The organism is Cognatundibacterium curvum (assembly GCF_014284235.1).
GTDB classification, from domain to species: domain Bacteria; phylum Pseudomonadota; class Gammaproteobacteria; order Burkholderiales; family Burkholderiaceae_D; genus Undibacterium; species Undibacterium curvum.
On the sequence record NZ_JACOGD010000003.1, the window covers coordinates 410,613 to 423,113 of the forward strand.

At 56.4% G+C, this 12,501-nt stretch carries 14 protein-coding genes; 13 read left to right on the forward strand and 1 reads right to left on the reverse strand.

All coding sequences use genetic code 11. The features are described from left to right. Positions 1-23 precede the first annotated feature (23 nt). Positions 24-917, forward strand: a complete 894-nt coding sequence (locus H8K43_RS07935; RefSeq protein ID WP_186903319.1) for an urease accessory protein UreD — start codon at positions 24-26, stop codon at positions 915-917. An 18-nt stretch (positions 918-935) separates the two neighbouring features. Here H8K43_RS07935 and H8K43_RS07940 read toward each other — a convergent pair whose 3' ends face one another. After that, positions 936-1,859, reverse strand: a complete 924-nt coding sequence (locus H8K43_RS07940) for a VTT domain-containing protein (protein WP_186903320.1) — start codon at positions 1,857-1,859, stop codon at positions 936-938. A 260-nt stretch (positions 1,860-2,119) separates the two neighbouring features. On the opposite strand from H8K43_RS07940, the gene H8K43_RS07945 reads away from it, so the two are divergent. The 12 genes from H8K43_RS07945 to H8K43_RS08000 all read left to right on the forward strand — a co-directional run bounded on the left by H8K43_RS07945 (position 2,120) and on the right by H8K43_RS08000 (position 12,488). Beyond that, positions 2,120-2,422, forward strand: coding sequence for an urease subunit gamma (locus H8K43_RS07945; protein WP_186903321.1), 303 nt, complete (start codon positions 2,120-2,122; stop codon positions 2,420-2,422). Between the two features lie 9 nt (positions 2,423-2,431). Then, the gene (locus H8K43_RS07950; protein ID WP_162020265.1) at positions 2,432-2,749 is read left to right on the forward strand and encodes an urease subunit beta; all 318 of its coding nucleotides are present in this window, start codon (positions 2,432-2,434) and stop codon (positions 2,747-2,749) included. Further along, positions 2,746-4,443: an urease subunit alpha gene (gene ureC / locus H8K43_RS07955; protein WP_186903322.1), complete on the forward strand. Its 1,698-nt coding sequence runs from the start codon at positions 2,746-2,748 to the stop codon at positions 4,441-4,443. Before H8K43_RS07950 ends, ureC begins: the two co-directional genes overlap by 4 nt. Before the next feature lie 63 nt (positions 4,444-4,506). Then, entirely contained in the window at positions 4,507-5,025 is a 519-nt protein-coding gene (ureE, locus tag H8K43_RS07960) for an urease accessory protein UreE (RefSeq protein WP_186903323.1), read from the forward strand. A 42-nt stretch (positions 5,026-5,067) separates the two neighbouring features. Then, on the forward strand, positions 5,068-5,748 hold the full coding sequence (locus H8K43_RS07965) for an urease accessory protein UreF (protein ID WP_186903324.1): 681 nt from the start codon (positions 5,068-5,070) through the stop codon (positions 5,746-5,748). Between the two features lie 64 nt (positions 5,749-5,812). Next, positions 5,813-6,451, forward strand: a complete 639-nt coding sequence (gene ureG, locus H8K43_RS07970; protein ID WP_186903325.1) for an urease accessory protein UreG — start codon at positions 5,813-5,815, stop codon at positions 6,449-6,451. 93 nt (positions 6,452-6,544) lie between these two features. After that, positions 6,545-7,141 (forward strand): HupE/UreJ family protein, encoded by a 597-nt coding sequence (locus H8K43_RS07975; RefSeq protein WP_186903326.1) that lies wholly within the window; start codon positions 6,545-6,547, stop codon positions 7,139-7,141. A 319-nt stretch (positions 7,142-7,460) separates the two neighbouring features. Further along, positions 7,461-8,357, forward strand: coding sequence for a dihydrodipicolinate synthase family protein (locus H8K43_RS07980; RefSeq protein ID WP_186903327.1), 897 nt, complete (start codon positions 7,461-7,463; stop codon positions 8,355-8,357). A 17-nt stretch (positions 8,358-8,374) separates the two neighbouring features. Next, entirely contained in the window at positions 8,375-9,496 is a 1,122-nt protein-coding gene (locus tag H8K43_RS07985) for an NAD(P)/FAD-dependent oxidoreductase (protein WP_186903328.1), read from the forward strand. Positions 9,497-9,499: 3 nt separating this feature from the next. Next, the gene (locus H8K43_RS07990) at positions 9,500-9,778 is read left to right on the forward strand and encodes a (2Fe-2S)-binding protein (RefSeq protein ID WP_186903329.1); all 279 of its coding nucleotides are present in this window, start codon (positions 9,500-9,502) and stop codon (positions 9,776-9,778) included. After that, complete coding sequence (locus H8K43_RS07995; RefSeq protein ID WP_186903330.1) at positions 9,775-11,058, forward strand: NAD(P)/FAD-dependent oxidoreductase; 1,284 nt, start codon at positions 9,775-9,777, stop codon at positions 11,056-11,058. The genes H8K43_RS07990 and H8K43_RS07995 overlap by 4 nt, the downstream gene beginning before the upstream one ends. Further along, positions 11,058-12,488, forward strand: a complete 1,431-nt coding sequence (locus tag H8K43_RS08000; RefSeq protein WP_186903331.1) for an aldehyde dehydrogenase family protein — start codon at positions 11,058-11,060, stop codon at positions 12,486-12,488. Before H8K43_RS07995 ends, H8K43_RS08000 begins: the two co-directional genes overlap by 1 nt. The last annotated feature ends 13 nt before the right edge of the window (positions 12,489-12,501 follow it).

The window sequence follows — 12,501 nt, forward strand, 5'->3', positions numbered from 1 at the left end:
AAATACTAAGCGGACCGGCAGGCATGACACAGAATCAGGCTGATGTGGCACCAACAAGCCAGACAGCACAGTCAGAACAAAACGTATGGGAAGCCCAGTTAAAGCTGGGCTTTGCACGTGCATTTGATGCGAGCAGGCTGCTGCAGCGCTCGCATCATGGCCCTTTACGGGTACAAAAAGCCTTGTATCCGGAAGGGGCGGATATCTGCCATGCCATCATCATTCATCCACCCGGTGGCATCGTGGGTGGCGACCGCTTACAGATACAAGTCAGTTGCGCTGCTGGCAGCCATGCGCTGATGACCACACCGGGCGCTGCCAAATGGTATAAAAGCATGGGGCAGGCTTCGCATCAGGCGGTGCATCTGGAGCTGGCTGCGGGCAGCGTGCTGGAGTGGCTGCCGCAGGAAACCATCGTGTTTGACGCGGCGCAGGTGGACATGCTGCAGGAGGTCAGATTGCAAGGCGATGCGCAATATCTGGGGTCTGAAATTCTGTGTTTTGGCCGTCAGGCCAGTGGCGAGCGTTTCACCCAGGGTTCACTGTCCCAGCGCACCCGCATCTGGCGCGATCAGCAATTACTATGGTCAGAGCAGGGCCAGTTGCAGGCAGGCTCGGCCGCCATGCACAGTTTGCTGGGTTTGCGCGGGCATACCGTTTCAGCCACCTTGCTGGCGGCCGGACGTTTACCGGATGCAGCGCAGATGCAGGCTTTGCGCGAGGCGATGCAACAACTGTGTGATGATCAGGAGCCGGGCGCAGCAGTGGGCGCCAGTGTGGTCAAAAATGTGCTGGTAGCGCGTTACCTGGGCGACTCCAGCGAAGTCGCGCGCGCCTGGGTGCAACTGGTCTGGCAGCATCTGCGGCCCATCATGTGCGGCAAAGCGGCACAGATACCGCGTATCTGGCAAACCTGAGTCTGCCGGTCCGCCGCTTTACTTTGCCTGCGTCTCCTGCTGCCACGCATCAAAACCACCACGTAAAGGCCGCACCTGAGTAAAGCCCAGTTCCTGCAAGCGATGTGCGGCATGGATAGCACTGGCGTCGCCGGGGCAGGCGCAAAAGGTCACAGTCAGAGTATCACGCGATAACTGTTCGCTCAGGTCGGCCAGATGACTGAGCTCCGCCTGCAGCGCACCCGGAACTACGCCAGTTTCAGCCACCAGTGTCGGGCTGCGTAAATCAATGATCTGCGCCTGCTGTCCCTGTTGTAGCAGGGCTCGCAAATCACTGGCCTGAATATGCGGTATGGCTGCCATCCGTTCGAAGCGTTTCTTCTGCCAGAATTTCCAGCCTATCCAACTGGCCAATATTGCAGCAAATACCAGCACAATGCGTATGCCATGTGTGGCCAGCAGGGCCAGCAGAACCGCGATTTGGGCTTGCAAGGCATAGCCAGCCGCCAGCGCCAGTCCGGCCCATAAGGCAGCGCCGATGGCCGAGGCCAGCAGAAACTGGCTGCGCGACATACCCAACGCGCCCGCTACCGGTGGAGCCATAGTGGAAAAGCCGGGAATGAATTTACCAAACACCACCGACCAGATGCCCCAGCGCGCGAAGCGTTGTTCGGTCTGATTCACGCAGGAACCGGGATTGATCGACATGCGGCATAAAAACTTCAAGATGCGGTAGCCAAACTGTTTGCCTGCCTGATACCAGATCAGATCCGCCAGCAGTGAGGCACAGACTGCCGCCAGCAATAACATGGGTAAGCTCAGCCAGTGCGTGACCTGGCTGGCCTGAAACATCATGGTCGGCACAGCCGGAACCGGTAAGCCTAATTGCTGTAGCAAGACGTTGATAAACACCAGCAGTTGCTGGTGCTGGGCTAATAAGTCATTGAGCCAGGAAAAATTCATGATAGGTCAGTTCAGGTCGGTTGAGTTGGCGTCGGTGTCTGAGAGGTGACGCATATTGTAATCCTAAGTCGGGGTCGGGCTGAGGCACCCCGACAAGTTGCTGCGCTGCTTATCGTTGCGCTCATGCGCTAATGCGCCAATGCGGAGCAGGCTGCACTGTTATGGTGAGAAAGTCCAGGGATGGTTCTGTGTATAAGCTGGAGTGATTCTTGCAATGCTTAAGGATGACATGACTAATCCTTGCCTGAAAGCGAAATGCGATGGATCTGACCCCCAGAGAAAAAGACAAGCTGCTGATCTTTACCGCAGCCTTATTGGCCGAACGGCGTAAAGCGCGTGGCCTGAAGCTGAACTATCCCGAAGCCGTGGCATTGATTACTGCGGCCATCATGGAAGGTGCGCGCGATGGCAAGAGCGTTGCCGAGCTGATGTCGGAAGGCACACAGATACTGAGTCGTGATGAGGTGATGGATGGGGTGCCGGAAATGATCCCCGATATCCAGGTTGAGGCCACCTTCCCGGACGGCAGTAAGCTGGTCACTGTGCATCATCCCATTCCCTAGGAGCGAGCTATGATACCCGGAGAGTTATTGATCGCAGACGGTGAGCTGACGCTCAATGCCGGCCGCGCGACCCGTACGCTGGTAGTGGCGAACAGCGGCGACCGTCCGATACAGGTCGGTTCCCATTTTCATTTTTACGAAACCAATCCGGCCTTGTTATTTGAGCGCGCCGCAGGCTATGGCATGCGCCTGAATATAGCGGCCGGTACCGCAGTCAGGTTTGAGCCTGGTCAGCAACGCACGGTCGAGCTGGTGGCGCTGGCCGGTGACCGGCGGGTCTATGGGTTCAATGGCAAAGTCATGGGTGCCTTGAAGGAGAGCATATGAAAATCAGCCGTCAGGCCTATGCCGAAATGTTTGGACCGACCACGGGTGACCGCATCCGGCTCGCAGATACCAGTCTGGTGATCGAGATCGAGAAAGATTTTGCGATCTACGGTGAAGAGGTGAAATTTGGCGGTGGCAAAGTGATACGCGACGGCATGGGGCAGTCCCAGCGTGCGCATAGTGAAGTCATGGACACTGTAATCACCAATGCCGTGATACTGGACCATTGGGGCATCGTGAAGGCAGATATCGGCCTGAAAAACGGTTTGATCGCGGCTATCGGTAAGGCCGGTAATCCTGATATCCAGCCCGGCGTCGATATGATCATCGGCGGCGCGACGGAGATCATCGCCGGTGAAGGTCTGATCATCACGGCCGGTGGGGTCGATACTCACATTCATTTTATCTGCCCGCAGCAAATTGAAGAAGCACTCATGAGCGGGGTCACCACTATGATAGGTGGCGGCACTGGTCCGGCAGTCGGCACGGCCGCCACCACCTGTACGCCTGGTCCCTGGCATTTGCATTCCATGCTGATGGCAGCCGATGCTTTTCCTATGAATCTGGGTTTTCTGGGCAAAGGTAATGTGAGTTTGCCATTGCCGCTGGAAGAGCAGATTTATGCGGGTGCGATAGGGCTGAAATTGCATGAAGACTGGGGCAGTACGCCGCAGGCAATCGACAATTGCCTAAGCGTGGCAGACCGTATGGATGTGCAGGTTGCGATCCACAGCGATACGCTGAATGAAGGCGGTTTTCTCGAGCATACGCTGGCGGCATTCAAGGACAGGACCATCCATACTTTTCATACCGAAGGAGCAGGTGGCGGTCATGCGCCGGATATTATCGCTGCAGTCGGCCAGGCCAATGTGCTGCCATCTTCGACTAATCCGACCCGCCCCTATACCGTGAATACCCTGGATGAGCATCTGGATATGCTGATGGTGTGCCACCATCTGGACCCGGCGATTTCAGAAGACATCGCCTTTGCCGAATCGCGCATACGGCGTGAAACCATCGCTGCCGAAGACATTCTGCATGATATCGGCGCGATTTCTATGATGTCTTCAGACTCGCAGGCGATGGGCAGGGTGGGCGAAGTGATTATGCGTACCTGGCAGACCGCGCACAAAATGAAGCAGCAACGCGGTGCGCTGGCTGAAGACAGCAGCCACAACGATAATTTCCGCGCCAAACGCTACATCGCCAAATACACCATCAACCCTGCCATCACGCACGGTATCAGCCATGTGGTGGGTTCGGTAGAAGTCGGCAAGATCGCCGATCTGGTGCTATGGAAACCGGCATTTTTCGGCGTTAAGCCGTCCATGATACTCAAGGGTGGCATGATCGCTGCGGCACAGATGGGCGATCCAAATGCATCGATACCGACGCCTCAGCCTGTGCATTACCGCATGATGTTCGGTGCCTTCGGCGGTGGACTGAAAAAATCTTTCACTTTCGTATCGCAGGCCGGGCTGGATGCGGGTCTGGCACAAGAATTGCAACTCAATAAAACATTAATCGCTGTGCGCAATATGCGCAGTCTGCGCAAGCAGGACATGCTGCATAACAGCCTGACGCCACATATGGAAATCGACCCGGAAACCTACCAGGTGCGCGCCAATGGCGAATTGCTGGTGTGCGAACCGGCCAGCAGCCTGCCACTGGCACAGCGTTATTTTTTGTTTTAACCGAATTGGACTGACGCAAAACTGCCGCAGCGGCGTTATGGCCTCATTCAAGGGATACACAACATGCTGACTTTACATACCAAAACCGAACAGGCTGAACAGATTTACGGCCAGCTCGAATTGCCCTATGAATTGCGTGAGAAATCACGCTTGCGCGCCAGGCTGTTGTCGGGTGAAGAAGTCGCGGTGCTGACTGTGCGCGGCAGCGTGATGCGTCATGGCGATCTGCTGATGGCCAGCGATGGCCGCACGGTGCAAATTCTGGCAGCGGCTGAACCGACTTACAAAGTGGAATGCGACTCAGCGCAAAGCTTATTGCGTTGTGCTTTTCATTTAGGGAACCGCCATACCCAGGCACAGGTCGGGGCAGGTTTTTTACGCATACGGCAGGACCTTGTACTCAAAGAGATGTTGCAAGGTCTGGGTGCCAGTGTGAGTGAGGAAATGGCTGCCTTCGAACCCGAGTCAGGTGCCTATGGTGGCGGCCATCATCATGCTGATCACGACGGCCATCACGCACACCATCCGCTGGCACCGATACCGCTGCGTCAACGCATACACCGGCCCGGAGATGTACAGTGAAAACCATGCGCATCTGCTGCGCTGAAGGCCGGAGTTAAGGCGATGCAGGCGCATGCCTTACTACATTTGCTGCAATTGGCCAGCCCATCTTTACCGGTCGGTGCCTATAGTTATTCGCAAGGACTGGAAGCGGCAATAGAACAGGGTCACGTCACGAATGCAGCTCAGGCCAAAGACTGGATAGCCGCCTATGCACTCGAGGTGGTGGCACCGTTCGAGGCCGCGCTGACCTGGCGCCTGTTGCAAGCCTTTGCCTGTGCCGATGCGGAAGCGGTCAGCAGCTGGAATACCTTGTTCATCGCAGCGCGGGATACGGCGGAATTCCGTGCCGAGACGATACAGATGGGTTATTCACTGTCCAGACTGCTGCTTGATTTACAGGTGGCCGATGCAGATGCGGCGCGGATTTTGCAGAGCTTGCCGGAGATTCCTTTTCCTACCGCCTATGCCTGTGCTGCCATTAGTTTGCAAGTACCACCGGCCCAGGCTTTAATCGGCAGCCTGTATGCATGGGCAGAAAATCAGGTGCTGGTCTGCGTCAAATCGGTGCCGCTGGGACAGGTGGCTGGTCAGCGCTTATTGCTGGCGTTGGGGCCAGTACTGGAGCAGGCCGCGCAACTGGCGCAGCAACTGGACGATGCCAGTCTCAGTAACTGGGCACCGGGCTTGTCGCTGTTATCGATGCAGCATGAGGTGCAATACAGTCGCTTATACCGCTCCTGAGTATGCGTCTTTAGTGCGGTGCTGAAAAAATGAATAAACGAAAATTGAAAAAACAGGACTCGCTATGAACAAACAGAATAATCCTAATCCTTTAAGAGTCGGCATCGGCGGTCCGGTAGGATCAGGCAAAACAGCATTGTGCGAAATGCTGTGTAAGCGCATGCGTGCTGACTATGAAATGGCAGTGATCACCAACGATATCTATACCAAAGAGGATATGGAAATCCTGATGCGTGCCGATGCCTTGCCAGCCGAACGTCTGATGGGTGTGGAAACCGGAGGTTGCCCGCATACCGCGATCCGCGAGGATGCGTCCATCAATCTGGAAGCGATAGCACGCATGAGTGCCGATTTTCCATTTCTCGATCTGATCCTGGTGGAGTCGGGTGGCGATAATCTGGCCGCTACCTTCAGTCCTGAACTGTCCGACCTGACCATTTATGTAATCGACGTGGCAGGCGGAGAAAAAATTCCGCGCAAAGGCGGGCCCGGCATTACCCGTTCCGACTTATTAATCATTAATAAGACCGATCTGGCACCTTATGTCGGCGCCAATCTGGATGTGATGGCGCAGGATGCACGCCGTATGCGCGGCAGCCGCCCATTCGTGATGACGAATTTGCGCAGCGGTGAAGGACTGGAAGACGTGGTGCGTTTCATCCGCGAGCAGGGCATGCTGGATGTGGAAAAAACGCTGCAATAAGGGGTGAAGAAAATTTCAGCAGCCTTTTTTTTAGAGTCAGAAATACTGAAGGCCGGTGCGGAATTTTTAAATTTGTATAAGGGGAGTTGTTCTATGTATTCGAAAAATATAACACGCTTACTGATGCTGTGCCTGAGTCTGCTTGCCATGCCTGGCCTCGCATTAGCGCACGATGGCCTGCATAGTGGCTCAGGCTGGCTGGCCGGACTGATCCATCCTTTCACTGGTGCAGATCACTGGCTGGCGATGCTGGCAGTGGGTTACTGGTCTGTGCAGCAAACTAATTTGCGTCCTTATGCAGTCAGTCTGCAATTTACGCTGGCGATGTGCCTGGGTGCCTCGCTCGGTGCTGCATTTGGGGTGGCGCATCTGACTGAGTATCTGATCGCAGCATCGGTACTCTGCGGCGGCCTGGTGATGGCGATGGCAGTCCGGGTGCCGGTCATGGCGGGCGTGCTGGCGATCAGCGTGTTTGGCGCCGCGCATGGCTATGCACACGGTGCAGAGTTAGCGCCAGGTATGAGCCTTCTCGCGTATGCGGCAGGATTCACACTGGCCAGTTGTCTGCTGCAAGCTTTGGGCGCCGCCTTGTTCCTGGCCAGAAAACGACTGGCCAGCGCAGGTAAATTACGTTTTGCCGGATGGGGCATCGTTGCTTATGGCATCTACCTGCTGGGGATGGGTGGCTGATTTGGGCTGAGCGCCGCTGCTTACATCTGCTATGCGGAATCATTCTGGTGATTCCGCATTTTTTTTGCTGCTGCCGCAGTCTAGCCAGACTGGCTGTGCAGATTTCTACTTCCAGATGCTGTGCATCGGTCAAGACGTGAGATCCGTTGCGCCTTACACTGTGTACTGAACTTCATGTCAGTCAGCGCAGACTTTGCGTTATGCTGCGGAGGTAAGCAGTGCTCAGTTCATCATGACTTGCCTTGAGCGGCAGGTACTTACTGAGTGGGACAGATCTATCATCCAGACCGGCAGCGGCCGGAGAAAGTCAGGCTCTATCATGTGGCAAGGTGTTATTCCTGCAGTAACGACAAAATTCACTCCTGAAGATACGCTCGATTTCAAGGAAATGCAGCGTTGCTTCCAATATCTGATGGATGCCGGTTGCGATGGGCTGATCGCCTGTGGTTCATTGGGTGAGGGACCGTTTCTGTCCCACGCCGAACGTATCGATGTGCTGAAACTGAGCAAAGAAGTATGCGGATCTAAGCCTGCCTTGCTGACCGTGGCTGAAGCCTCAACCAAAGAAGCCTGTGCCCTGGCTGAAAAAGGAGCGCGTGCAGGTGCCGATGGTTTGATGGTGGTGCCAAGCACGATTTACCATACCAATCATCAGGAAACCATCGCCAATCTGCGTGCCATCGCGGCCGCGGCTGATTTGCCGGTCATGATTTACTCTAACCGTATTGCTTATAGGGTGGATGTCACGACCGATATGCTGGAAGAGCTGGCCGATGATGCGCGCTTTGTGGCAGTTAAAGAATCCTCGGATGATATCCGTCGCAGTACAGAAATCATTAACCGCCTCGGTGATCGCTATGACTTGTTCACCGGTGTCGATAATCTGGCTTTTGAAGCACTGACAGCCGGTGCCAAAGGCTGGGTAGCTGGTCTGGTGGTAGCCTTCCCACATGAGACGGTTGCGATCTATAAGCTGATTCAGGCTGGCCGCTATGCCGAAGCCCTCACTATCTATCGCTGGTTCCGCCCTTTACTGGATCTGGATGTGTCCAGCTATCTGGTACAAAACATCAAGCTGGTTGAGGCCATGGTCATTGAGTCCAATGAGCGTGTGCGTCTGCCACGCCAGCCTTTGCAGGGTGAAGTGCGTAGCCGTGCCGAGGCCGTGGTGCGTGCTGCACTGGCGACCCGTCCGGTCTTGCCACAACTGGCCTGAGCCCTCATTTCAACGCAATGAGTTTGCATAGTGATGTGCTGGTAGTCGGGGCCGGCATCATAGGCACGGCCTGTGCGTGGACCTTGCAACAAGAGGGCTACCGCGTCACCCTGATCGACGCAGCCAGCGCTGGCTGCGGCGTGACGGCAGCCGGTATGGGACATCTGGTGGCACTTGATGAAAGTGAGCAGGAGCTGGAGCTCTGTCTGTATTCACTGCGCCTGTGGCGTGAGTTTCTGCAAGCCTTTCCGGGCACAGCTGAACACCATCCCTGTGGCACTTTATGGGTCGCTGAAAATGAGGCGCAACTGGCTGAGGCGCATCAGCGTGCAGCACGGCTGAATGCACATGACTGGCAGGCCGATGCCATCAGCGGTGATCAGCTGGCGCGGCTGGAACCCGCATTGCGCAAAGGTCTGGCCGGTGCGGTGCGGGTGCAGCAAGACAGTGTGATTTACCCACCTGCAGTGGCCCATTTTCTGAGTCAGCAACTGGTGGGTGCCGGTGGCCGCTATTTGTCTGGCCGCCGTGTGCAGTCGCTGGCGCCGGATCATGTGGTTCTCGCTAATGGCGAGCGCATCTATGCCGCGCGTATCGTCGTGACGACAGGCGGACAGCTCAGCGAGCTGTTGCCTGAGCTGCGGGTGTTTCCACGCAAAGGCCATTTGGCCATTACTGAACGTTATCCGGGCAGCTTACAGCATCAGGTAGTCAGTATGGATTATGGGCAAAGCAGCATGCGGCCGGATGGTCTGACTGTCGCTGCGAATGTACAGCCGCGGCCTACCGGTCAGTGGCTGATCGGCTCCTGCCGCCAGGATCATCAGCCTGATACCTCGCTTGATCCTGAGGCACTCACGGCGGTATTGAATGCAGCGATGCGTTTATTGCCTGGGCTGAGCGAGATGCGCATCCTGCGTGCATGGGCGGGTATGCGGCCAGCGACAGACGATGGTCATCCCCTGATCGGTGTGCATCCTCATCATCCCTCCATCTGGATAGCAGCCGGACACGAAGGTTTAGGCGTCACTACTGCCTGGGCCACCGCGCAGATCATCTCGGATCAGATGGCTGGCCGCATACCCGCGGTGCATGCCGCACACTATTGTCCATCCCGTTTCATCCAGCCGGAGACCTGAGCTATGCAAGATCAAAAGGAAAGCATCAGGCTCTGGCTGAATGGCAGAGCCACCGAGGCGCAGACTGGTATCACGGTTGCAGCCTTACTCATGCAGCAGGATGAGTGGCTGACGCGCTGTTCTGTCAGCGGTGAGCCGCGTTTTGCGCTGTGTGGCATGGGTGTCTGCCAGGAATGCCGCGTCACGATTAATGGACAGCCGCAGCGTCTCGCTTGTCAGACTTTGTGTAGCACTGGCATGGTGATACAGACTGCATCCCAGCAAACGATGGAGGCAAAATGAAACAGCAAGAGATTTCTGCGCCCATCTTGATTATCGGCGCCGGGCCAGCCGGTCTGGCAGCGGCCAGTGCTGCGCTGCAGGCTGGCGTGCGTATCGTTATCCTGGATGAAAATACGGCACCCGGCGGCCAGATCTGGCGCGGTGGTGAAACGAACTGGAAAGATGCACGCGCCCATGCGATGTGGCAGCAAATTCGCACCAGTGAGCAGGTGCAATACCTGCCTGCGACGCGCATCGTCGCGCTGCAGGCGCAAACTCTGGTGGCAGAGCAGGACGATCAGATACTGACAATACGCTGGGAAAAGCTGATTTTATGCAGCGGTGCGCGCGAGATTTTATTGCCCTTTCCGGGCTGGACTTTGCCGGGTGTGATGGGGGCGGGTGGCTTACAAGCCTTAGTCAAGGCCGGTGCCAGCTTGCAGGGAAAACGCGTGGTGATCGCCGGTAGCGGCCCGCTGTTACTGGCCGTAGCGCAGACTGCGCAGCAAGCTGGCGCACAGGTGTTGTTGATTGCAGAAGATCAGCCCTGGTCCGCTTTGCGCAGATTTTTCTGGCATTTATTGCGCCAGCAGCGCGCCAAAGCCTGGCAGGCGCTGGGCTTGTTCTGGTCTTTGCGAAGTATACGCTATCGCGCACACAGCACGGTGCTGGAAGCATCCGGTCAGCAGCGTTTACAGCAAGTGCGGCTGCGCCAGGGCCAGCAGGAAATTGAACTTAGCTGTGATGTACTGGCCTGTGGTTATGGTTTAACGCCTAATCTGGAATTGGCGCACGCGCTGAAGTGTGCGCTGACAGCAGGTAAAGTGCAGGTTGATGCGCAACAAATGACGTCTGTAAGCAACATCTGGGCTGCGGGTGAAGTGACGGGTATCGGCGGTGTGGAACAGGCGCTGATCCAGGGCCAAATCGCAGGGCTGGCCGCCACCACACAGGTGATTCCGGCTGCCGCACGACGCGTGCAGCAACAGACACTGGCATTTGCGCATTTGTTGCAAACGACTTTTTCACTCAGAGCCGGATTGCGCGCGCTATGCAAACCGGATACCCTCGTGTGCCGGTGCGAAGACGTGAGTGCCGCCCGCATACAGCAACATGCTGACTGGCGCACTGCCAAGCTGGTGACGCGCGCCGGTATGGGGCCATGTCAGGGCAGGATATGCGGCACGGCCTGTGAGTTTTTATACGGTTGGGAAGCACCACAGTTGCGTCAGCCTGTGTTTCCCGCCAAAACATCAACGCTAGCTGCCCTGGCAGCGGGCAGCCTGAAGGAGACAGAATAATGAAAAAATTATGGATTAACGGTGAATGGACAGACGGCACTCAGCACACCACCGTACGCAGCCCGTCTGACCGCGCTGATGTGGTTGGCGACTACGCAACGGCGGGTGCAGAACAGGCAGAGACAGCGATTGCGGCAGCCCATCAGGCATCGCTGAGCTGGCGTCATTCGGGTGTACAGCAAAGAGCCGATGCACTCGACCTGATCGGTTCTGAAATCCAGGCGCGTAAAACCGAGCTCGGTACTTTGCTGGCGCGCGAAGAGGGTAAAACTCTGCCGGAAGCGATAGGGGAAGTAGGGCGTGCTGCCGCGATTTTCAAATTCTTTGCACAGGAAGCATTGCGTATCCGTGGCGACAAACTGGCGTCAGTACGTCCTGGTATAGAAGTTGATGTGAGTCGTGAACCGGTGGGTGTGGTTGGCATCATCGCGCCGTGGAATTTTCCTATCGCGATCCCGGCCTGGAAAGTCGCACCGGCACTGGCTTTTGGTAATACCGTATTACTCAAGCCGGCGGAATTAGTCCCTGCTTCATCCTGGGCGCTGGCGGAAATTATCAGCCGCGCAGGTTTGCCGCCTGGTGTATTTAATCTGGTGGCCGGACCTGGCCGTGTGGTTGGCGAAGCGATGGTGAATGACCGCCGCGTGGATGCGATCAGCTTCACCGGGTCAGTCGGAACTGGCAGCCGGGTACTCGCTGCATGTGCAGCGCGACGCGCCAAAGTTCAGCTGGAAATGGGCGGTAAAAATCCTTTGGTGGTGCTGGCGGACAGTGATCTGGAGGTGGCCGTCAATGCGGCGGTTCAGGGCTCATTCTACTCTACCGGTCAGCGCTGCACGGCTTCTTCGCGTCTCATCGTAGAAGAGGCGATCTATGCTCGCTTTGTGGCGGCGGTCACGGAAAAACTACGCCAGCTGAAAGTAGGCCATGCCTTGCACGCAGGCATCGACATCGGCCCGGTGGTGGATCAGTCGCAGCTGGATCAGGATTTACGTTACATACAGATCGCTAAAGACGAAGGTGCGAAACTGGCTTTCGGTGGTGAGCGCCTGCAACGTGATATCGATGGCTATTTCCTCAATCCTGCCTTATTCGTGGATTGCGATCCGGCCATGCAGCATACGCGCGAAGAAATCTTCGGACCAGTCGCTTCGGTGATCCCGGCTAAGAATTATGAGCATGCTTTGCAGCTCGCGAATGATACGGAATTCGGGCTGACCGCCGGAATCTGTACCACCTCACTCAAGTATGCGACGCATTTCCGTCGTCATGCGCGGGCCGGTATGGTGATGGTGAATGTGCCGACTGCCGGGGTTGACTATCACGTACCTTTCGGTGGTACCAAGGGTTCCAGCTACGGTGCGCGCGAGCAGGGCAGTGCAGCGGTCGAATTTTTCACCACCATGAAAACCAGTTACATCGCATCCTGAGCGCTGTTGATGT

Bases quoted from the DNA above. Each gene is read 5' to 3' on its own strand.
- H8K43_RS07935 (WP_186903319.1), top strand. From the start codon at position 24: ATGACACAGAATCAGGCTGATGTGGCACCAACAAGCCAGACAGCACAG.
- H8K43_RS07940 (WP_186903320.1), bottom strand. From the start codon at position 1,859: ATGAATTTTTCCTGGCTCAATGACTTATTAGCCCAGCACCAGCAACTG.
- H8K43_RS07945 (WP_186903321.1), top strand. From the start codon at position 2,120: ATGGATCTGACCCCCAGAGAAAAAGACAAGCTGCTGATCTTTACCGCA.
- H8K43_RS07950 (WP_162020265.1), top strand. From the start codon at position 2,432: ATGATACCCGGAGAGTTATTGATCGCAGACGGTGAGCTGACGCTCAAT.
- ureC (WP_186903322.1), top strand. From the start codon at position 2,746: ATGAAAATCAGCCGTCAGGCCTATGCCGAAATGTTTGGACCGACCACG.
- ureE (WP_186903323.1), top strand. From the start codon at position 4,507: ATGCTGACTTTACATACCAAAACCGAACAGGCTGAACAGATTTACGGC.
- H8K43_RS07965 (WP_186903324.1), top strand. From the start codon at position 5,068: ATGCAGGCGCATGCCTTACTACATTTGCTGCAATTGGCCAGCCCATCT.
- ureG (WP_186903325.1), top strand. From the start codon at position 5,813: ATGAACAAACAGAATAATCCTAATCCTTTAAGAGTCGGCATCGGCGGT.
- H8K43_RS07975 (WP_186903326.1), top strand. From the start codon at position 6,545: ATGTATTCGAAAAATATAACACGCTTACTGATGCTGTGCCTGAGTCTG.
- H8K43_RS07980 (WP_186903327.1), top strand. From the start codon at position 7,461: ATGTGGCAAGGTGTTATTCCTGCAGTAACGACAAAATTCACTCCTGAA.
- H8K43_RS07985 (WP_186903328.1), top strand. From the start codon at position 8,375: ATGAGTTTGCATAGTGATGTGCTGGTAGTCGGGGCCGGCATCATAGGC.
- H8K43_RS07990 (WP_186903329.1), top strand. From the start codon at position 9,500: ATGCAAGATCAAAAGGAAAGCATCAGGCTCTGGCTGAATGGCAGAGCC.
- H8K43_RS07995 (WP_186903330.1), top strand. From the start codon at position 9,775: ATGAAACAGCAAGAGATTTCTGCGCCCATCTTGATTATCGGCGCCGGG.
- H8K43_RS08000 (WP_186903331.1), top strand. From the start codon at position 11,058: ATGAAAAAATTATGGATTAACGGTGAATGGACAGACGGCACTCAGCAC.